This is a genomic window from Bradyrhizobium amphicarpaeae (assembly GCF_002266435.3).
Lineage (GTDB): Bacteria > Pseudomonadota > Alphaproteobacteria > Rhizobiales > Xanthobacteraceae > Bradyrhizobium > Bradyrhizobium amphicarpaeae.
The window spans coordinates 4,723,662-4,743,381 of the sequence record NZ_CP029426.2; the positions used below are offsets into that span (position 1 = coordinate 4,723,662).

Here is a 19,720-nt window from a genome sequence, read left to right on the forward strand (position 1 = left end):
CGAAGCGACACCCGGGAACGTCCTGCCTGACTGATCCAGTCGCCCGGATATCGCTATCGCTCATCCGGGCTACGATCCAGCGCACGCTGTCTTACCCCTGCACGACCTCATGCCGCATCACGAACGGCGCGAGCAGCGTGTGCACCTCGCCCGCAACCGCCTCGCGCTGGTCCGCCGGCAGGCCCGCGAGCGTCACGGTTGCGATCGAGCCGTGGCTGCCGTGCGCGCCGACCCTGACCTTGCAGTCGATCCCGCGCTCGATCAGCGGCGACAGCACCTTGGTGAACACCCGTTCGGCCGCGTCCCAGCGCAGCTGCGGCTTGAACACCTTGCCGACGCCGGTCACCGGCATCGGGTCGATCGGAATGACCTGGACCGGGACGGCGGCCCGCTCCGGCGTGCGCTCGCGAACCCACGATTCCAGTTCACCGGGCTGTACGCTCGCGCCCGGCTTCAACTGCACGTAACCAACCGGCAATTCGCCGGCATAGGCGTCGGGCTGGCCGACCACAGCGGCGAAGCCAACCGCCGGGTGCTGGAACATGATCTCCTCGATCGGCGCCGGATCGATGTTGTGGCCGCCGCGGATCACGAGATCCTTGGCGCGGCCGGTGATCCATAGATAGCCGTCGGCATCGAGCCGGCCGAGGTCGCCGGAATTGACCCACACATCGTCGACGAACGCGCCCTTGTTGTGCTCGTCGTTGAGATAGCCGCCGAACACGCCGGGTCCAGCCATGATGACGACGCCGATCTCGTCGGATGCGCAGTCGCGGATCGGCCGGCCGTCGGCATCGAGCTGCACGATGCGCACGCGCGCGTAAGGCATGGGAAGCCCGACCGAGCCGAGCCTGATCGGCCGCGACGGATAGGCCAGTGTGTGCACGCTCGACGTCTCTGTCATGCCGTAAACCTCGACCACTGGCAGCTTGAGCTTGTCCTGGATCGCCGAGCCGACGGCGACGGGGATCGCCGAGCCGCCGCCGGCGGCATATTTCAGGCTGGAGATGTCGGCGTTACCAGGCGGCACGCCGAGCGTCGCGGCCAGCACCGTCGGCACGCTGGACAGCGCCTCGGGCTTGAAGCGCTCGACCAGTCTCCAGATGTTCTTCACCGCATTCGGGTTGCGCCAGCCACTCGGCGACAGCACGACCAGCGAGCCGCCGCTCGACAGCATCGTCAGCACCTGTGTCAGCGAACCCCCGACGTGAAACAGCGGCATGCCGAACAGCAAATTGGCGCCGGGCTTCGACTTCAGCAGCAGATTGAGCGCCCAGGCCTGATAGACCTGATTGGCGTGGGTGTGCCGCACCAGTTTTGGCGTACCGGTGGTGCCGCCGGTGTGGAAATAGGCGGCGACGTCGCCGCCCGAGATCTTGCGCCCGCTGACCAGCCGGTCGGACGGCTGCTGCTTGATCAAATCGTTGAAGGCAAAGATGCCCTTCGCCGGATCGCCCCCGCCGAACACCTGCACGATCGCCTTGAGGTGTTTCAACTGCGGGCGGATCTGCTCGACCTTCTGCCAGATGTCGGCGCCCGGCATCGGCCCAAGAGCCACCAGGATCTTGGTGTTCGCGGCTTCCAGGATCTCCGCGATCTGGTGCGGCTCCAACAGCGGATTGACGGGATTGGCAATGCCGGCGGCCTCTGCGCCGAACAGCGTCACGAAGGCATCCGGCACCAACGGCAGCATGAAGCTGATGACGTCGCCTTTCTCCGCGCCGAGCGCGTGAAACATGTTGGCAGCCTGCGTGACACGCGCAATGAAATCGCGGTACGTGACCACCAGTGGCGTGTCGGCGGGATCGGCGTTTTGCAGAAACTGGATCGCCGCCCCGTCGGGATTGCGCGCCGCACCAAGCTTGATCGCGTCAAACGTGCTCTCGGCGGCGATGCGGTCCGCATAGGGGACTTGCTCGAACGCCCGGACCTCCTCGTCTGTCAAAAGATCCGGATAGTCGTTGCCGATAAGCCGATCGAGCGCGTGGATGCCCGCCATGGAATTCCGTCCTCCCTCAGATACATATCCCCGCCCCTGTCTTTTGACATTTTGGTTCGGCGAGGTCCCGACCGATGGCCGGCCGGGAGCAGATAGAATGATCGATGATTTGGCGTTCGTCCATGGCCGGCTGCAACAGCTCGCGCGGCGAGACGCCGGCGTGGCTTTATGGACGATCCGGCGACCAGCCTATTGCGTTGAAATCGGCAGGCGCAGGCATCACGTCGGGCTCGGCGGTTGCCTTACACAGAATTGCGTCTGCACGATTTCGGTCCGACACTTCGATCGGCACGCCCTCTTTGTCCACAGCGAGTATTCCCGTCATCTCGGGCGGTGCGGTCATTCCGTAGCCGTCTCCCTGGCGTTGACGCGGTCGAGTATCTTCCTACCCATCGCAAAAGCTTGCGCATCGCCACGCTCGATCATGGCACGCGCGGCGACGGCGGCGCGGGACAGCAGATCGGGAAGCCGATCGAGATCGATATTGTCGAGAATGCGCGGTCCGTAGCGACGGAGTGCATTGTCGAGCAGCGACTGCAGTTCTTTGGTCAGGCGGTGCTCCGCGCGCATGCGCGAGGCAAGCGCCAGGACTTCGTCGCGTGCAGCCGGCGGAATCAGGACTTCGACACGCACGAGGTCCGCCGCACCCTGACGCGATTGTTCGCAGGGATCATCGGCTTTCTGCCTCATGAAACATCGACGCTGCCACACGTATCCCGGGCACGCAAATTTGTATCCCGGTTACGATAACAAACCATTGTTATGGCTCAGTTTTATTTAATCAGGTTCGAAAGGGATGAACCTCCTCACGCCGTACACGGACCAACTGGCAGCAGCGGCTTGGCCGGACGACCGGCCGCGAGAGCCGAGGACATCATGACCACGCCCCTGCGAGACCACATCACCCCGCTGCTCCTCGCACTTGCCGTGACATCGGGGATCTTGGCATCGGCGATCGCGCTGCCCCGCGAGGCGCTCGCCGCCGACAGCGGGCTCGACAAGATGCGCGCCAGGATCGCGGCTTTCGTCGGCGACAAGATGGAAAAGCTCGGCGGCTCGCGCATCGTCTACAAGGTCGACAGCGACGGCCTGCGCGAGACCGTCGTGGCGGATTTGCGTGACGACGTCTACAAGATCCTGCGCGAGGACAAGATCGCCTTCTCCGGCCTTGCGGTCCGCGACGGCGGCGTCGAACTGAAGATCGCGGACGCCAAGTCGCGCGCGCAGCTCGCGCGCAAGCTCGCGTCAGCCGCGGAGGGATTGCCGTCGCATGCACTCACCGTGACAGATCTCGGCGACGGATTGGTCCGCCTGGCGCCGACCGAGGCCGCGTCCACGGCGCGGCTGCGCGAGCTTGTCGATGATAGCATCGACATGATCGAACAGCGCCTCAAGGATTCCGGCATCAAGCTCGCCAGCGTCCAGCCCGACGGCACCGACCGCCTCCGGATCTTCGTGCCGGGCGAAATGGACCCTGAGCGAGTGGCCGCAATCTTTGCCCGGAAAGTCAAGGTCAGCTTCCGCCTCGTGGACGTTTCGATGCCGGGCGCGCAGGCGCAATCCGGCAGCCCGCCCGAAGGCACCGAAGTCCTGCTCGGCTTCAAGGACAAGATGCCCTATCTGGTGGCCAAGGATAGCGTGCTCGAGGGCGAGGACATCAGCGATGCGACGCCGATCTTTGCGGCCGGCACGAAGGAACCGATCGTCTCGTTTCGCTTCAACGGGCGCGGCACGCGACGCTTCGCCCACGTCACCGCAGAGAATGTCGGAAGGCCCTTCGCCATCGTGCTCGACGACAAGGTGATCTCCGCCCCCGTGATCCGCGAGCCCATCACCGGCGGTTCGGGCCAGATCTCCGGCAATTTCACCCTGGAGGAAGCAAGCAGCGTCACCATGCTGCTGCGCGCCGGCTCGCTGCCTGGACGTCTTGGCCTCGTCGAGCAACAGGTCGTCCAAGCCGCCGCCAAGCCATAACGCGAAGATCGTCCGACGCGCCCCGCCCCGGGCCTCCGCCCCCTCCGCGACGCCGAAGCTCGCCACCGAATCACGGCCGCGTGCGACCAGGGGCACAACCAACGGGCAATTGCCGAAACGGCCGATCAGGCTAAAATTTGCCTCTTGCAGCGTGACGGCCAAAGGCTTCATTTCAGGCGGCCGTCACTCATTTTCGGCTATAGGTGTCGAGCATACCGACCAGGACTGAAGGCCTTACGCGGGGTTAGTACCATGCCGTCCGGCAGCGCAGACATTTCCTCGATCCTCGACCGCATTCTCGATGCGGCAACGGACAACCTCAGGATCGCGAAGATCCTGGTCCAGATGGGCCTGGATCCGAACGACGTCACCTATGATGCGATCTTCAACCGGCTGCTGGAGATCTTCGTCCATAATATCACGCTGGCCAATCTGTTCGCCGCAGTCGGCGCCGGCTTCTTCGTCGCGACCCTCCTGATGCGGACGATGGTGCCCCTGCGCGTCGCCAACATGATCGGCTGCGCGTTCTTCGCCGTGTTCGGTGCACTCTCCGCCAATGTCTCCACCTTCCTGCTCTATCTGTTGCTGCTTCCGATCAATGCCCTGCGCCTGCGGCAGATGCTCAAGCTGGTCAAGAAGGCGCGCCATGCGGCCGAAGGCGACATGTCGATCGAATGGCTCAAGCCGTTCATGACCGAGCGCAAATATCGGCGCGGCGACACGCTCTTCAAGCTCGGCGATCCCGCCAAGGAGATGCTGCTCACGGTCACCGGCAAGTTCCTGGTCAAGGAGATCAACGTCGAGATCGGGCCCGGCGCGCTGATGGGCGAGCTCGGCTTCCTGACGCCGGACAACCGGCGCACCGGCACGATCGAGTGCATCGAAGACGGCCAGGTCCTGACCATCACCTATGACCGGCTGCTGGAGATCTACTTCCAGGATCCGCAGTTCGGCTACTATTTCCTGGTGCTGACCAGCCAGCGCCTGCTGCAGAACATCGATCGCCTGCAGAAGCAGCTGGCGACGGAGCGGGCGGCCACGACGAACAGGATCGCGTGATCGCCGCCGCTCAGTCCAGCAGCAGCGCCATGCCGGGATCGCCCTTCTCCATCGCGCGCCGGTAGGCCGGGCGGGCACTGACGCGGCCGAGATATTTGACCACGTTCGGGCAGCGCGCGACATCATAGGGCTGGAAGTAGCGCATCGTCGTCAGCGAAAAGCCCGTCATGATGTCGGCGGTGGTAAAGGCCTTGCCCGCCAGATATTCGGCTTCGCGAAGACGCGCATCGAGCAGATCGTAGGCGCGATCGAGCCGTCCCTTCATGGCCCGCAGGGTCGGGTTGTCCTTTGCAAGATCCAGCCGATTCAGAATCATCATTCGCCCCATGCTGGGCTGCAACGTGCCATTGGCGAAGTGAAGCCAGTACAGGAACTGCGGGAAGTCGGGATCATTGGGGCCGAGCACCAGACGGCCGTTGCCGTACTTTGCAATGATGTAGTCGACGATGGCGCCGGACTCCGCGAGCACGAGATCGCCGTCGGTCACGACGGGCGCCGCCCCGATCGGGTGCAGCGCCTTGTACTCAGGCGGCGCCAGCATGGTGACGGGATCGCGTGCGTAGCGCTTCAGTTCGTAGGGTAGCCCCAGTTCCTCGCATAGCCAGACGATGCGCTCGGACTGGGACTTGCCGAGATGATGGACGGTGAGCATGGGGCCTCCTGCCGCGGTAAGTTGGGCACGTCATGATATGCCTATAGCCCGCCATTGCCGGGGCCGCATCTCGGCTTGTGCCTGCAGGCAGCGCGTCCGGCCTCCCCCCGAGTAGACCCGCCGCAAAATCGCCCTAAAAACCGAATGGTAACCATGACGGGCTAGGATAATGACGTGACCAATTCTCCGACGATCCTGGTATTCGATTCCGGCCTCGGCGGGCTCACGGTGCTCCGCGAGGTTGTCGCCGCGCGTCCGGACGCCCATTTTGCCTATGTCGCTGACGACGCCTTCTTCCCCTACGGTCACCATAGCGAGGACGAGATCATCGCCCGCGTCGTGCCGCTGATGGGTGAACTGATCGGCACGCATGATCCCGACCTCGTCGTCATCGCCTGCAATACGGCGTCCACCCTGGTGCTGTCTCACTTGCGGGCCGCTTACTCCGTGCCCTTCGTCGGCACCGTGCCGGCGATCAAGCCGGCCTGCGCGCAATCGAGGACCCGCCGTGTCTCCGTGCTCGGCACCAAGGGCACGGTGAAGCGCGAATACACCAAGGCCCTGATCCGCGATTTCGCGCAAGGATGCGAGGTGACGCTGGTCGGCTCGCCCGAGCTCGCTTCGCTGGCTGAAGCCGAGCTCAGCGGCGCTTCCATCAGCGACGGCGCCATCCTGGCCGAACTCGCCCCCTGCTTCGTCGGCGAAGACGCGACCTCGCGTACCGATACGGTGGTGCTCGCCTGCACGCACTATCCGCTGCTGCTCGACCGGATGAAGCGGCTGGCGCCCTGGCCGGTCGACTGGATCGACCCGGCGCCGGCGATCGCCCGCCGCGTCTCGGATCTGCTCGGGCCGCCTGGCGATGGCATCGCACAGTCCGGCGCCGAGATGATCTTCACGTCGAACCGCGTGCACGGCCTCTCGGCCACGCTGACGCCGTTCTTCGGCGGCCGCGCGCTGGCCTGACTTTGCGCCTCGGTGCTGCGCTGCTAGGTTTTGTCGTCGCCACCTCACCGCAGGCCTTCCATGTCGGACCAGACCCCGCCGCTCAACCGCCTCCGCCAATTGTGGCGCGAGGGCCGCCCCGCCTTCGGCGCGATCGCGACCATCCCGTGCGTGCAGACGGTGCAGATCATGGCGCGCTCGCTCGACTGGATCATCGTCGATCTCGAGCATGGACCGATCGGCCTCACTGAAGCGCACGCGATGATCGCCGCGACCACGGGCACGCCGTGCACGCCCCTGGTGCGGATCGCGGCGAACGAGCCGTGGCTTGCGAAAGCGCCGATGGACATCGGTGCCTTCGGCATCAACTTTCCGATGATCACGAACCGCACTGAGGCCGAGAAGGCGGTCCGCAGCGTGCGTTACCCGCCCCGCGGCGACCGGCTCTGGGGACCGTTCCACGCCCCGTTCCGCTGGGGTCAGTCGATGTCCGACTACATGGCAAGCGCCGATGACGAAATGATCTGCATGATCACCATCGAGCATGTCGATGCCGTCAACCGCATCGACGAGATCATGGCGACGCCGGGCATCGACGTCGCGGTGATCGGGCCCGGCGATCTCGCGACGTCCATCAACAAGCGCGGCCAGATGGACGATCCGGAATTGCTGGAGCTGGTCGCGCGCGCCGAGGCCGGCATCCTCAGAAGCGGCGTGCCGATCGGCGGCGTGGCCCGTACCGCCGACCAGGCCAACGCCCTGGTCGATCGCGGCTACCGCGCCATCGCGCTCGGCTTCGACTGGTCGCTGTTCCAGCGCGGCATCATGGCGGCATTCGAGGGCATCAGACGCTGAGCAGGCCGATGCCACCTTGCCGGGAACTGCGGCCCTGCTAGGGTCGCTACCTGGGAGGAAACAATGCTCAAAAAGACCTTGCTCGCTCTTGCCTTCACCGGCCTCGCCTTCGCGGCCTTCGCCCAGCAGCCCGGAATCAAGCGCACCCCGCTCCAGAAGGTCGAATTTCCGGACGGCTACAACACCGTCACCGCCATCGCGGAAGTCCCGGCAGGAGGCTCCGCCGGACGCCATACCCACCCGGGAATCGAGACCGGCTACGTACTCGAAGGCGAGCTCAATCTCCTGATCGACGGTCAGCCGGAGAAAACCCTGAAGGCCGGTGATTCCTACCAGATCCCGGCAGGCGTCGTGCACGACGCCAAGGCCCATGGCGATAAGGCCATGAAAGTGTTGGGAGTTTACGTCGTCGACAAGACCAAGCCGCTGGCGTCGCCGGCTCCCTGAACGGTCGAACCGTTCACCCCCTGATGGGTTGGTTCGTGCTAAGGGAACGGCGAGTGGGAACCCGCTCGCTGCACATTTTGTCATCTTTAGGAACCGAAGACCGATGCGCGGGACGCCAAAGCCCATTTCGCTGCCGCGCCGCCTGATTTGCGACCTCATGCGCGCGTCGATGGACGTTCCGTTCGTTTCGCTCTCCCGTTCGCTCAATATCCGCCCCCTGCTCGAGGCACGCGCCAGCGCCGCCGCACCAGCGGGCTGGGCCGCGACCTTCGTCAAAGCCTTCGCCCTGGTCGCCAGGGACGAGCCGATCCTGCGCACGGTCTACGCCAAATGGCCCTGGCCGATGTTCTACGAATTGCCCCACAGCGTGGCGTCGGTGGCGATCGCCCGGGTCGAGGACGGCGAGGAATGCGTGATGCCGCAGCGAATCGCAGCCCCCGAGGCCATGGCGCTGGCCGCGATCGACGCCGAGATCCGGCACGGCAAGACCGCTCCGATCGCAGACGTCCCGATGTTCCGAAAGATCATGCGGGCAACCCGCCTGCCGCTGCCGCTGCGGCGGCTGTCCTGGGCGATTGGCCTGAATTTCGGCCGCCAGCGAGGCAATTGGTTCGGCAGCTTTGCGGTGAGCTCGGTGGCCGCCTATGGCGGCGGCGAGCTCCACCCCATTACGCCCGGCCCCTTCATCGTCAGCTACGGCCTGGTCGAGCCCGATCAGACCATCCATGTCGTGATCCGCTGGGACCACCGGGTTACCGATGCGGCGCCGATCGCCCGGGTCCTGACCCGGCTGGAACAGGTCCTGAACACGGAAATCGCTGCCGAATTGTGGGCGGCCGGCGCGAAGCCGATAAGGGCGGTCGGAACATGATTCCGAGCCCATTCGCATTGACAGAACGGGCCGAACTCACCTAAAAGCCGCCTGCTCGCGGGCCGATTTCGGCCCGCGAAGCGTTTCGCGACCCGTGGTCCACTCCCTTAAGCTTTGGGGATCGGACCTGTCAGTGCCGGGCTAGCCCGGCACCCAGGAGGGCGCGTTTCCTCAAACCATGTACCTGAAGAGGACGCGATGACTAAGCGCAGTGAGGCGAAGTACAAACTCGATCGCCGTATGGGCCAGAACATCTGGGGCCGCCCGAAGAGCCCCGTCAACCGCCGCGAATACGGCCCCGGCCAGCACGGCCAGCGCCGCAAGGGCAAGCTCTCGGACTTCGGCGTGCAGCTGCGCGCCAAGCAGAAGCTGAAGGGCTACTACGCCAACATCAGCGAGCGCCAGTTCCACAGCATCTATGTCGAGGCGAGCCGCCTCAAGGGTGACACCGGCGAGAACCTGATCGGCCTCTTGGAGCGTCGTCTCGACGCGGTGGTGTACCGCGCCAAGTTCGTCTCGACGATCTTCGCCGCGCGCCAGTTCATCAACCATGGCCACGTCAAGGTGAACGGCCGCAAGGTCAACATCTCGAGCTATCAGGTCAAGATCGGCGACGTGATCGAGGTCAAGGAAGCCTCCAAGCAGCTCGCTCACGTTCTCGAAGCCAGCCAGCTCCCCGAGCGCGACACTCCCGACTATCTCGAAGTCGACCACGGCAAGATGACCGCGAAATACGTGCGTATTCCCCATCTCTCCGACGTGCCGTTCCCGGTGCAGATGGAGCCGCATCTGGTCGTCGAATTCTATTCGCGCTGATAGGCTCGGCAGAACGATATTCAAAGGCCCCGGTTTTCCGGGGCCTTTCTCGTTTGAGGCGACCACTCCATCTCACGATTCTCTTGTGCTAAAGTCGCGAGCAACGGAGCTCGATCATGACGCGCCCTCTCGACGAGGCCTTCGACAAGGTTGATGATCGGCCTCCGCTAAAGCGAGGCAGAGGCTGAAATCGCCCGCGGCGAGTTAGCCAATGCCGACGAAGTTCGAGCCATGTGGAAGAAGCACGGTCTGTAATGTCCTACACCCCTCCCCCCGTCGATCCCAAAGCGCCGCCGGTGCGCATCAATTTGCTGTCCGACACGCAGACCAAGCCGACGGCTGCGATGCGCGAGGCGATGGCACGGGCGGAGGTCGGTGACGAGCAGGTCGGCGACGATCCGACCGTGAACGCGCTGTGCGAGCGGGTCGCCGAGCTGCTCGGCAAGGAAGCCGCGGTCTACATGCCGTCGGGCACCATGTGCAACGTCACCGCGACGCTGGTGCATTGCCGTCCCGGCGACGAGATCCTCGCCCATGAGACCGCGCACATCATCGCCCGCGAAGGCGGCGCGCATGCCGCAATCGGTGGCTTCCAGGTCACCCAGCTGAAGGGCCCCGACGGCCAGTTCACGCCGGAGACATTCCGGAAAGCCCTGCATCCGCGCACGCGCTACCAGCCGCCGCAGACCGTCGTCAGCGTCGAGCAAACCGCCAATATCGGGGGCGGCACGATCTGGAAGAAGGCCGCGCTCGACGAGATCGTCGCGATCGCCAAGCAGCACGGCCTCGTCACCCACATGGACGGCGCGCGCCTGCTCAACGCCACCGTCGCCAGCGGCATCTCACCGCGCGACATGACCGCCGGCTGGGATTCGGCCTGGATCGACTTCTCGAAAGGACTGGGCGCACCGATCGGCGGCGTGCTCGCGGGCTCGCGCGCCTTCATCGACGCGGTCTGGCAATGGAAGCAGCGCCTCGGCGGCTCGATGCGACAGGCCGGCATCTGCGCCGCCGCCTGCATCTACGCGCTCGACCATCACGTCGACCGCCTCGCCGACGACCACGCCAATGCGCGCGCGCTGGCCCGTGGGCTGTCGCAGATCGCAGGAATCGAGGTGCAGGAGCCCGAGACCAACCTGGTGTTCTTCAAGCCCGACGGCGCGGGCATTGCCGGCGACAAGATGGTTGCGGCGCTGCGCCAGCGCGGCGTGACGCTGGCGATGATGGATGGCCGCATCCGCGCCTGCACCCATCTCGACGTCAATGCGGCCCAGGTCGAGGAGACCATCGGATACGTGCGCGAGATCGTGCGCGGAGCGTAAATCCCGTAGCCCGGGTGAGCGAAGCGATACCCGGGGACTGACACGCAGCGATCCCGGATATCGCTTCGCTCATCCGGGCTACGAAGGTGGTGAGACCGCCTCTCAGCGCCCCATCGCCTGATAGATCAGCGTCTTCAGCGCCAGCTGGATCCGGCCGCGCTGCGAGGGCGTCTGCACCATGAAGATTCCGAACAGATCGTCTTCGGGATCGATGAAGAAGAAAGTGCCGCCGACGCCGTCCCAGCGATATTCGCCCAGCGGCCACGCCGTGCCCGGCGGCACCGCAGTGCGCACGGCGAAGCCGAGGCCGAAGCCGGAACTGCCGCCCGGATAATAGCCCTGGTCGCGCGCGATCTTGGTCTCGGGGCCGATGTGATCCGATGCCATCAGCGCGACGGTCTCGGGCTTGAGATAGCGCCGGCCGTCATAGGTCCCGCCGTTCAGCAGCATCTGCGCAAAACGGGCGTAGTCGCCGACGGTGCCCACCATGCCGGCGCCGCCCGATTGCCAGATCGCCGGACGCCTGATGTCGCGAACCGGCGTCGTTGGATTGATGTTGCGATCGGCCGGCATCGGTTCGGCAATGCGCGGGAATTTGGCGGGGTCGCTGACGAAGAATGCCGTCTCCGTCATGCCGAGCGGATCGAGCAACCGCTCCTTCTCGAACTGCAGCAACGTCTTGCCCGAGACGACCTCGACGACGCGGCCGAGCACATCGGTGGCAAAGCCGTAGTCCCACAGCGTGCCCGGCTGCTCGGCGAGCGGCAGCGTGGCGAGCTTCGCGACGAAATCGGCATTGGACACATCGCCATTGAAGAGGTTGGCGGCCGCGTAGAGCTCGCGCACGGCACCGCCGCCAGATGAACCGTAAGGCAGCCCCGCGGTGTGGCGCAGCAGGTCCTTGATCGTGACCGGACGCGCCAGCGGCTCCAGTGCCAGCGAAACCTTGCCGTCCTCCGCCTTCTTCTCGACGCCGACCTTCATATCGGCAAAGGCCGGAATGTACTTTGCGACGGGATCGTCGAGCGAAAGCTTGCCCTCCTCGACCAGCATCATCGCCATGACCGACGTGATCGGCTTCGACATCGAGTAAAGGCGGAAGATCGTATCCGCACTCATCGAGATTTCGGTCGCGACGTCACGGACGCCGAAATTCTCGTAATAAACGGGCTTGCCATGCTGCTGGAGCAGCAAGATGGCGCCGGGGATCTTGCCGGTGGCAACCTCATTCCGGATGTAGTCGGAAACTTTTGTCAGGCCCTCGGGCGAGAAGATGCGTGTGGCGCGCTCGGAGCCTGCCTGCGCGCTCGCGGCACCGACCAGAAACACGAGCGCCGCGATGAGCACGCGGCGCCCGAACGTGTCACTTTTCCATGGCTTCATAGACCAGCTGCTTCAATGTCCGCTGCACGCGCTGGCGCTCGGTCGGGGTCTGCTCCAGCAGCACGAAGAACATGTCCTGCTTGGGATCAATCACGAAATAGCAGCCGGAAGCGCCATCCCATTTCAGTTCGCCGAGATCGCCGGGCGGCGGCGGCTTGGCGTTGCCGGGATCGGTTCGGACGGCGAGCCCGAGGCCGAAGCCAAAACCATCGCCGGGGAAGTAGAAATAGTCGCGATCGACACCTGAGCCCGGGCCGATCTGATCGGTCGTCATCAGCTTGAACGTCTCGGGCTTGAGAATGGTCTTGCCGTCGAGGCTGCCACCGTTGAGCAGCATCTGCGCGAAGCGCTCATAGTCGGCCATGGTCGTCACCATGCCGCCGCTGGCGAACTGGATCTTCTTGGCCACCGTCGGATCGTTGATCCGGCCGACCCGGAAATCGCTGTCGTTCGGCACCGGCTGCGCCAGCAGCTTCTGCTTCTCGGGAGCAGTGACGAAGAAGCCGGTATCGACCATGCCGAGCGGGTCGAGCAGCTTCTCGCGCATGACGTCGATCAGCGGCTTGCCGGCCGCGATCTCCATCACGCGTGCCAGCACGTCGGTGGAATGACCGTATTGCCAAAGCGCGCCCGGCTGGTTGTGCAGCGGCAGTTTCGCGATGCGCTCGGCGAACTCGGCGAGGTCGAAATCGCCGGCATAGATGTTGGCCTCGCGATACGCCTTGCGGACCAGGCTGTCGCCGTAAAAACCATAGGTGATGCCCGATGTATGCGTCAGCAGATCGTGCACCGTCATCGGCCTGTTCGGCGGCACCAGCTCGAGCGATTTGGTGCCGTCCTCCGCCTTCTTCTCGACGCCGACCTTCACGTTGGCGAAGGACGGGATGTATTTCGAGACGGGATCATCCAACTTGATCTTGCCGTCCTCGATCAACCGCACCGCGACCACCGATGTGAGCGCCTTGCTCATCGAGAACAGGCGGAAGATGGTCTTGTCGGTGATCGGTGCCTTGCTGACCACGTCCTGCACGCCGAAGGCTTCGTGGTAGACCGGCTTGCCGTGCTGCCGGATCAGCACGGTCGCGCCGGCGATCTTGCCGGTCGCGACCTCGTTCTTGAAGAATTCGCTGATCTTGCCGAGCTTGTCCTGATTGAAGTGCGCGCCGGCCGGAATCTCGTAGGTGCCCTCGGCTTGCGCCAGCGACATCGCGCCGAGCGACACCAGCGCTCCGCAGACCAGCGCACGCAGTCCAGACCTTGAAATCATATCCCCTCCCCGGAACCTGGCCCGGCGGAGTGTACCGGCCGCATCATCAGGCACAAGGGCCGGGGTGTCGCGCAAGTGCCTTGGCATGGAGCTTGGCACTCAGCTCGGCGAAGCAGCAGAACACGACACGGGTCACGGACGGCGCCGCCGAGAGCCCTTCGACCGTCGCGCGCACCGCAATGTCGGCAGCCCGGTCGGCGGGAAAGTGGAAAATGCCGGTCGAAATCGCGGGGAATGCCACTGAGGTCAGTCCGTGCTTCCCGCACAGCTCCATCGAACGGCGGTAGCAGGAGGCGAGCAGATCGTCCTCGCCGATCGTGCCGCCGTTCCAGACCGGCCCGACAGTGTGGATCACATGCGCGGCCTTGAGCCGGTAGCCCTTGGTGATCTTGGCGTCGCCCGTTCCGCAGCCGTGGAGCATGCGACATTCGGCGACCAGATCGGGCCCGGCGGCCCGATGGATCGCACCGTCCACGCCGCCCCCGCCAAGGAGCGACGTGTTCGCGGCGTTGACGATGGCGTCAACGCTCAGCGTGGTGATGTCGGCGACGATGACCTCGAGCTGGGCGCCGCCAATCCGGCGCGTCAGCTGGGTCATCTATCAGGCCGCGACGACGACGCCCTTCTCGGTGAAAAGCTGCTGCAATTCGCCGGCCTGGAACATCTCGCGGACGATGTCGCAACCGCCGACGAACTCGCCTTTCACGTAGAGCTGCGGAATGGTCGGCCAGTTCGAGTAGTCCTTGATGCCGTTGCGCAGCTCGGCGGATTCCAGCACGTTGAGGCCCTTATAGCCGACGCCGATATGGTCGAGGATCTGGACGACCTGGCCGGAGAAACCGCACTGCGGAAATTGCGGCGTGCCCTTCATGAACAGAACCACGTCGTTCGACTTCACTTCGTTGGCGATGAATTCATCGATGCTCATTTCCGTGTCCTTCCGGGGCGAAGCCCTCACCAATCAACTCGGGCTGGCTCAGCCGATTTAACCCGATACCTGCCTATATATGTAGCCCAAACCGTTGTGCATCCAAAGTAAAATGGCGGCGACACGCCCCCGCTGGCCGGTTTGCCCCCCAGCCGGGTCCATAGGCTGATGACATCAATATCATCGCCGGAGAGGACTTTCATACCGTAACGGAGCCCCTATCTAGGACGAACCCAGGTTTTGGAACCGGGCAACGCCAACAACGTTCTCTTGTCCTGTCTGGAGAAAAACGTGACGAAACAAGCCTCCGCTACGGCCGCCCCCACGCTTTCGTCACTGTCCTCCGTCGGTAACCTCGCCCGGCGGCTGGAAGACGCCTATGTCGCCGTCCGCAACGAGACCGAACGCCGGGCCGCCTCTCTGTCGCCGGAGGACCAGCAGATCCAGTCCATGCCGGATGCGAGCCCGGCGAAATGGCATCGGGCCCATACCACCTGGTTCTGGGAGCAATTCTTGCTCGGCGAGCACGCGGCTGGCTACCGGCCCTTCCATCCCGATTTCGCGTTCCTCTTCAATTCCTATTACGTCAGCGCCGGACCGCGTCATGCCCGCAATCATCGCGGGGATATCACCCGTCCCAGCGCAAACGAGGTCGGCGCCTATCGCAACCATGTCGATGCGGCCGTCGTCAAATTCTTCCGCGAGACCGGCGCGGACAAGCTTCGCGAGATCGCGCCGCTCGTCGAGGTCGGGCTGAACCACGAGCAGCAGCATCAGGAATTGATGTTCACCGACATCCTGCACGCTTTTGCGCAGAACCCGGTCTACCCGGCCTACGATCCGGACTGGCGCTTCCCGGCCTCGACCCGCGGCGCCGATGAATGGCTGACGCTGAACGAGGGCATCCACACCGTCGGCCATGTCGACGACAGTTTCCATTTCGACAATGAGAAGCCGGCGCATCGCGCCCTGGTCGGCCCGGTCAAGATCGCGCGCAATCTCGTCACCAATGCCGAATGGCTCGCCTTCATGCGGGACGGCGGCTACGCGAAAGCAACGCTGTGGCTGATGGACGGCTTTGCCGCCGCCAGCAAGGAAGACTGGCAGGCCCCGGGGCACTGGCGCGAGATCGATGGCCAGTGGCACGTCATGACACTGGCGGGTGTGAAGCCGGTCGATCCCACCGCGCCGGTCTGCCATATCAGCTACTACGAGGCGGACGCCTTCGCGCGCTGGGCCGGCAAACATCTGCCGACCGAGATGGAATGGGAGGTCGCGGCACGCGCCGGCCAGCTCAACGATGCCTTCGGCATCGTCTGGCAGTGGACCCGCAGCTCCTACGCGCCCTATCCCGGCTACCGCGCCATCGAAGGCGCGCTCGGCGAGTACAACGGCAAGTTCATGGTCAACCAGTTGGTGCTGCGCGGCTCCTCGCTTGCAACGCCGGAAGGCCACAGTCGTATCACGTATCGCAACTTCTTCTATCCGCACCACCGCTGGCAGTTCACCGGATTGCGGCTCGCCGACTACGACTAAAATTTCCGACGACAAATGCGCGCCGGACAGCGCGTTCAGGAGAGTATCATGAATGTGCACGCCAGCGCTTTGGCCGAAGCCCATCTTCCCGACGAGCAGACCACCGCCTTCGCCCGCGAGGCGATCGAGGACCTCTCGCAGCAGCCGAAAAAGCTGTCGCCGAAATATTTCTACGACGCCACCGGATCGGAGCTGTTCGAGGCGATCACGCGCCTGCCGGAATATTATCCGACGCGCACGGAGCTCTCGATCCTGAAGGAGCGTGGCAGCGAGATCGCAAAGATCATTCCGGAGCATGCGGCCCTGGTCGAGTTCGGCGCCGGCGCGACCACGAAGGTCCGCCTGCTGCTCAACCAGTGCAAGTTCGCGGCGTACGTCCCCGTCGACATCTCCGGTGACTTCCTGAAGGAGCAGGCGAACGGCCTGAAGCGTGATTTCCCCACGCTCGGCATTTATCCGGTGGCCGCCGACTTCACCACGCCGTTCGAGTTGCCCAAGGCGGTCGCTTCCATGCCCAAGGTCGGCTTCTTCCCGGGTTCGACCATCGGCAATTTCGAGCCGCATGAAGCGCAAGCCTTCCTGAAGAGCGCGCGCGCGATCCTGGGCCGGGGCGCCCAGATGATCATCGGCGCCGATCTCGAGAAGGACGAGCGAGTCCTGCATGATGCCTATAACGATGCGGCCGGCGTCACCGCACGCTTCAACCTCAACGTTCTCGTGCGGATCAACCGTGAGCTCGGCGGCAATTTCGACCTCTCCGCCTTTACCCATCGCGCCATCTACAATCGCGAGCGGCACCGGATCGAGATGCACCTGATCAGCAAGAAGAGCCAGACGGTGCGGCTGCTCGGCACCAGCTTCTCGTTCCGTCCGGGCGAGAGCATCCACACCGAGAGCAGCTACAAATACAGCATCGCGCGCTTTGCAGCCCTGGCACAGGGCGCCGGCTGGCGGGTGCGCGAGAGCTGGACGGATGCGGCGAAGATGTTCTCGGTGCATGCGCTGGAAGCAACGGAGTAAGCCTCCGCACCGTCACTGGAGCGCATCCTTCGAGACGCCCGCCTTTGGCGGGCTCCTCAGGATGAGGTCGGAGTGAGTGGGCGTCAGCTGCAATATGCGCCGATGCTGATCAGCCTCATCCTGAGGAGGCCGCGCAGCGGCCGTCTCGAAGGACGAGGCGCTTGCTCAGCCGTTCGCTTCAAAATTCCTCGGCTTGCTCCGCCGTTGATCCGAGCGACATCGACTCCCACACCGCCACCACGATCATGATCGCCGTCGTCGCGACCGACAGCCAGAGCGGCGGGAGATCGGCCGCGAACCACCACAGCACCAGCAACAGAATGATGCCGATGCCGTGCGAGAGCTGGAGGAAGCCACGGATCGCGTGCTTGAACAGGATGGTGCCGATCAGAAACACCAGCGGGCCGCCAATCGTGCTCACGATGGTGCGCATGTCGGAATGGCCGGTCGGGTGCTTCAGCACCAACTCGTCAGAGACAGCGGTCAGGATGATGCCGGCGATGATGGGCATGTGGAGATAGGTATAGGCAAGCCGCGCCAGCCGGCCGGATTCGGCGGACTTCGAAATGCGCTCGGCGCCGGCCTCGGCACCCCGGTGGAAATAGACCCACCACATCGCGATGGCGCCGACCAGTGCGGAGACGAAGGCCAGGATGTTGTCCGCGGTCCACTCCAGCTCGGCGAAAGTCGCACCGTTGACGACGACGGCCTCACCGAGCGCGATGATCACGAAGAGCGAGCAACGCTCGGCCATGTGGCCGCCTTCGACGGCCCAGGCCTCGACCGACGAGAAACCGAGCTTGGGAACCCAGAAACGCGCCGCCGGCGAGACGTATTCCCAGGTGACCGCCGCAATCCACAGCCATAGCCGCGTCTCGCCCTCGGACAGGCCGCCTGCGATCCACAGCACCGCGGAGATCGAGAGCCAGGTCAGAATCCGGATCGCGTTGTGGCGGACTGCTGTCCTATGCCGCGGCGTTGCGAACAGCCAGAAGGCGGTGCGCCCGATTTGCATCGCCGCATAGGCGATCGCGAACCACAGGCCCCGCCCTTCGAAGGCGGTCGGGATCGTCGTCGACAGTACGAGACCGCCGAGCATCATCAGGAAGAGCATGACGCGGACCGGCGTCAGTTCCGGATTGAGCCAGTTGGTGACCCAGGCGGTGTAGACCCACACCCACCACACCGCGAGAAACAGCACCGCGACGTGCACCGCGCCAAGCGGCGTGAAATGGTGCAGCAGCGTGTGCGACACCTGCGTGACGGCGAAGACGAAGACGAGGTCGAAGAACAGCTCGACATTGGTAACACGGCTGTGCTGGTTCGGCACGATGACGCGAAACATCGCGCCGCGAGAATTGTCCGCAGCCATCGTTGCCTCCCGTCGCGTGATCAGGTCAGGCGCCCGGAACGCCGGTTTGCAGCGCCAGCGCGTGCAGCACGCCGCCCATCTGGCCGCGCAGGGATTGATAGACGATCTGGTGCTGCTGGACGCGGGACTTGCCGCGGAAGGATTCCGAGATCACGGTCGCGGCATAATGGTCGCCATCGCCGGCGAGGTCACGGATGGTCACCTCGGCATCGGGGATCGCTGCCTTGATCATCGCCTCGATATCGTGGGCGTCCATGGGCATTAGGGTCTAGCTCCTGTCTCGGCATCGAATCGCTTGCCGGGGTCGAATCTGCAAAGCCGAACTTGCCGGCATGGCGAAACTTAGCGTGAACGGCCTTCTACGTCACGCCTTCAGGCACTATATCCCTGATCCCATCAGGATAAAGGCACGACAAAGTGCCGCGCGCGGCAGATTGATCGAAAAGGCGTGACATCATGAAGATTCCAGGGCCCGACCACCCGATCACCATCACCCGAAATCCCAGGCGCGTCCGCGTCACGGCGGGCGACATCGTGATCGCCGAGACCAGCAAGGCACTGACCTTGAAGGAGGCCAAATACCCGGCGGTGCAATATGTGCCGCGTGAGGATGCCAACATGGCCCTGCTGGAGCGCACCGAGCGGACCACCCATTGCCCTTACAAGGGGGATGCGAGCTATTACAGCGTCAAGGCCGACGGCAAGGTGCTGGACAACGCGATCTGGACCTACGAGACGCCGTTCCCCGCGATGACCGAGATTTCCGGCCATCTCGCCTTCTATCCGGACAAGGTGAAGATCGAGGAAGTGGGGTAGAGACCGACACAGGTCGTTGCGTCATGGCCGGGCCTCGTCCCGGCCATCCACGTTCTTGGCTGCTCAGGTTTAGATAGTTCGTGAACGCCCGGGACAAGCCCCGGGCATCAGAGATTGATGCAGCCGCTACGCCCTGAAGATCGTCAGCCCCAGTATCAGCAGCACCAGGAAGATCACGACGAAGACGTAGAACAGGAAGCGGGCGATATCGGCGGAGGCGGCCGAAATGCCGGTGAAGCCGAGCACGCCGGCCACGATCGAGACCAGTAGGAAGATCAGCGCCCATTTCAGGATCGTCATCGCAAGCTCCGAGAATCTTGCCGCGCCCCTGCGGCCCAAGCCCTTTTCGGGAACGCTAACTTCGCTGAGCGGAACTGGTTCCTGTGAGCGGCGCACCTCAAACGAGGCTTGCTGAATCCGGTTCCGGGCGGCACAGTCTTGCCGGGGAGCAGGAGCGC

22 protein-coding genes are annotated in these 19,720 nt (G+C 64.3%); 11 read left to right on the forward strand and 11 right to left on the reverse strand.

Features of this window, described 5'->3' with window-relative positions; translation table 11 throughout:
* Window positions 1-91 precede the first annotated feature (91 nt).
* The 3 genes from CIT40_RS22235 to CIT40_RS22245 all read right to left on the reverse strand — a co-directional run bounded on the left by CIT40_RS22235 (window position 92) and on the right by CIT40_RS22245 (window position 2,689).
* Window positions 92-1,999 carry an acyl-CoA synthetase gene (locus tag CIT40_RS22235; protein WP_094895621.1) on the reverse strand — a complete coding sequence of 636 codons (1,908 nt, stop codon included), beginning with the start codon at window positions 1,997-1,999 and terminating at the stop codon, window positions 92-94.
* 166 nt (window positions 2,000-2,165) lie between these two features.
* The gene (locus CIT40_RS22240) at window positions 2,166-2,342 is read right to left on the reverse strand and encodes a hypothetical protein (protein ID WP_155526001.1); all 177 of its coding nucleotides are present in this window, start codon (window positions 2,340-2,342) and stop codon (window positions 2,166-2,168) included.
* Entirely contained in the window at window positions 2,339-2,689 is a 351-nt protein-coding gene (locus CIT40_RS22245; RefSeq protein WP_094895622.1) for a hypothetical protein, read from the reverse strand. The genes CIT40_RS22240 and CIT40_RS22245 overlap by 4 nt, the downstream gene beginning before the upstream one ends.
* Before the next feature lie 186 nt (window positions 2,690-2,875).
* Here CIT40_RS22245 and CIT40_RS22250 point away from each other — a divergent pair, with 186 nt between their 5' ends.
* Together CIT40_RS22250 and CIT40_RS22255 are read left to right on the forward strand one after the other, a co-directional pair.
* On the forward strand, window positions 2,876-3,973 hold the full coding sequence (locus tag CIT40_RS22250; protein WP_094895623.1) for a SecDF P1 head subdomain-containing protein: 1,098 nt from the start codon (window positions 2,876-2,878) through the stop codon (window positions 3,971-3,973).
* A gap of 252 nt (window positions 3,974-4,225) precedes the next feature.
* Window positions 4,226-5,032, forward strand: a complete 807-nt coding sequence (locus tag CIT40_RS22255) for a Crp/Fnr family transcriptional regulator (protein ID WP_162307611.1) — start codon at window positions 4,226-4,228, stop codon at window positions 5,030-5,032.
* 10 nt (window positions 5,033-5,042) lie between these two features.
* Here CIT40_RS22255 and CIT40_RS22260 read toward each other — a convergent pair whose 3' ends face one another.
* Entirely contained in the window at window positions 5,043-5,684 is a 642-nt protein-coding gene (locus CIT40_RS22260; protein ID WP_094895624.1) for a glutathione S-transferase family protein, read from the reverse strand.
* A 174-nt stretch (window positions 5,685-5,858) separates the two neighbouring features.
* Here CIT40_RS22260 and murI point away from each other — a divergent pair, with 174 nt between their 5' ends.
* The 6 genes from murI (at window position 5,859) to CIT40_RS22290 (ending at window position 10,940) form a co-directional block, all read left to right on the forward strand.
* Window positions 5,859-6,650 carry a glutamate racemase gene (murI, locus tag CIT40_RS22265; RefSeq protein ID WP_094895625.1) on the forward strand — a complete coding sequence of 264 codons (792 nt, stop codon included), beginning with the start codon at window positions 5,859-5,861 and terminating at the stop codon, window positions 6,648-6,650.
* A 60-nt stretch (window positions 6,651-6,710) separates the two neighbouring features.
* Window positions 6,711-7,484, forward strand: a complete 774-nt coding sequence (locus tag CIT40_RS22270; RefSeq protein WP_094895626.1) for an HpcH/HpaI aldolase family protein — start codon at window positions 6,711-6,713, stop codon at window positions 7,482-7,484.
* A gap of 63 nt (window positions 7,485-7,547) precedes the next feature.
* Window positions 7,548-7,931: a cupin domain-containing protein gene (locus CIT40_RS22275; protein ID WP_094895627.1), complete on the forward strand. Its 384-nt coding sequence runs from the start codon at window positions 7,548-7,550 to the stop codon at window positions 7,929-7,931.
* 103 nt (window positions 7,932-8,034) lie between these two features.
* On the forward strand, window positions 8,035-8,802 hold the full coding sequence (locus tag CIT40_RS22280) for an acyltransferase (RefSeq protein ID WP_094895628.1): 768 nt from the start codon (window positions 8,035-8,037) through the stop codon (window positions 8,800-8,802).
* 198 nt (window positions 8,803-9,000) lie between these two features.
* The gene (rpsD, locus tag CIT40_RS22285; RefSeq protein ID WP_094895629.1) at window positions 9,001-9,618 is read left to right on the forward strand and encodes a 30S ribosomal protein S4; all 618 of its coding nucleotides are present in this window, start codon (window positions 9,001-9,003) and stop codon (window positions 9,616-9,618) included.
* A gap of 254 nt (window positions 9,619-9,872) precedes the next feature.
* Window positions 9,873-10,940: a threonine aldolase family protein gene (locus CIT40_RS22290; protein ID WP_094895630.1), complete on the forward strand. Its 1,068-nt coding sequence runs from the start codon at window positions 9,873-9,875 to the stop codon at window positions 10,938-10,940.
* 102 nt (window positions 10,941-11,042) lie between these two features.
* Here the strand turns inward: CIT40_RS22290 and CIT40_RS22295 are convergent, their stop codons facing one another.
* The 4 genes from CIT40_RS22295 to grxD are packed head-to-tail and all read right to left on the reverse strand — an operon-like array spanning window position 11,043 to window position 14,518.
* Window positions 11,043-12,323 carry a serine hydrolase domain-containing protein gene (locus CIT40_RS22295; RefSeq protein WP_094895631.1) on the reverse strand — a complete coding sequence of 427 codons (1,281 nt, stop codon included), beginning with the start codon at window positions 12,321-12,323 and terminating at the stop codon, window positions 11,043-11,045.
* The gene (locus tag CIT40_RS22300) at window positions 12,304-13,590 is read right to left on the reverse strand and encodes a serine hydrolase domain-containing protein (protein ID WP_162307612.1); all 1,287 of its coding nucleotides are present in this window, start codon (window positions 13,588-13,590) and stop codon (window positions 12,304-12,306) included. The genes CIT40_RS22295 and CIT40_RS22300 overlap by 20 nt, the downstream gene beginning before the upstream one ends.
* A gap of 46 nt (window positions 13,591-13,636) precedes the next feature.
* Entirely contained in the window at window positions 13,637-14,188 is a 552-nt protein-coding gene (locus tag CIT40_RS22305; RefSeq protein ID WP_094895633.1) for an O-acetyl-ADP-ribose deacetylase, read from the reverse strand.
* A 3-nt stretch (window positions 14,189-14,191) separates the two neighbouring features.
* Window positions 14,192-14,518, reverse strand: coding sequence for a Grx4 family monothiol glutaredoxin (gene grxD / locus CIT40_RS22310; RefSeq protein WP_094895634.1), 327 nt, complete (start codon window positions 14,516-14,518; stop codon window positions 14,192-14,194).
* 240 nt (window positions 14,519-14,758) lie between these two features.
* On the opposite strand from grxD, the gene egtB reads away from it, so the two are divergent.
* Together egtB and egtD are read left to right on the forward strand one after the other, a co-directional pair.
* Entirely contained in the window at window positions 14,759-16,054 is a 1,296-nt protein-coding gene (egtB, locus tag CIT40_RS22315) for an ergothioneine biosynthesis protein EgtB (protein ID WP_162307613.1), read from the forward strand.
* A gap of 48 nt (window positions 16,055-16,102) precedes the next feature.
* Window positions 16,103-17,074, forward strand: coding sequence for an L-histidine N(alpha)-methyltransferase (gene egtD / locus CIT40_RS22320; RefSeq protein WP_162307614.1), 972 nt, complete (start codon window positions 16,103-16,105; stop codon window positions 17,072-17,074).
* Window positions 17,075-17,252: 178 nt separating this feature from the next.
* Here egtD and CIT40_RS22325 read toward each other — a convergent pair whose 3' ends face one another.
* Together CIT40_RS22325 and CIT40_RS22330 are read right to left on the reverse strand one after the other, a co-directional pair.
* Window positions 17,253-18,446 carry a low temperature requirement protein A gene (locus CIT40_RS22325; protein WP_094895636.1) on the reverse strand — a complete coding sequence of 398 codons (1,194 nt, stop codon included), beginning with the start codon at window positions 18,444-18,446 and terminating at the stop codon, window positions 17,253-17,255.
* Window positions 18,447-18,471: 25 nt separating this feature from the next.
* Window positions 18,472-18,708 carry a BolA family protein gene (locus CIT40_RS22330; RefSeq protein ID WP_018316584.1) on the reverse strand — a complete coding sequence of 79 codons (237 nt, stop codon included), beginning with the start codon at window positions 18,706-18,708 and terminating at the stop codon, window positions 18,472-18,474.
* Window positions 18,709-18,902: 194 nt separating this feature from the next.
* Between CIT40_RS22330 and CIT40_RS22335 the strand changes: the two genes are divergently transcribed.
* Window positions 18,903-19,262: a DUF427 domain-containing protein gene (locus CIT40_RS22335; RefSeq protein WP_094895637.1), complete on the forward strand. Its 360-nt coding sequence runs from the start codon at window positions 18,903-18,905 to the stop codon at window positions 19,260-19,262.
* A gap of 126 nt (window positions 19,263-19,388) precedes the next feature.
* Here the strand turns inward: CIT40_RS22335 and CIT40_RS22340 are convergent, their stop codons facing one another.
* On the reverse strand, window positions 19,389-19,562 hold the full coding sequence (locus CIT40_RS22340; protein WP_007612121.1) for a DUF1328 domain-containing protein: 174 nt from the start codon (window positions 19,560-19,562) through the stop codon (window positions 19,389-19,391).
* Window positions 19,563-19,720: the final 158 nt, after the last annotated feature.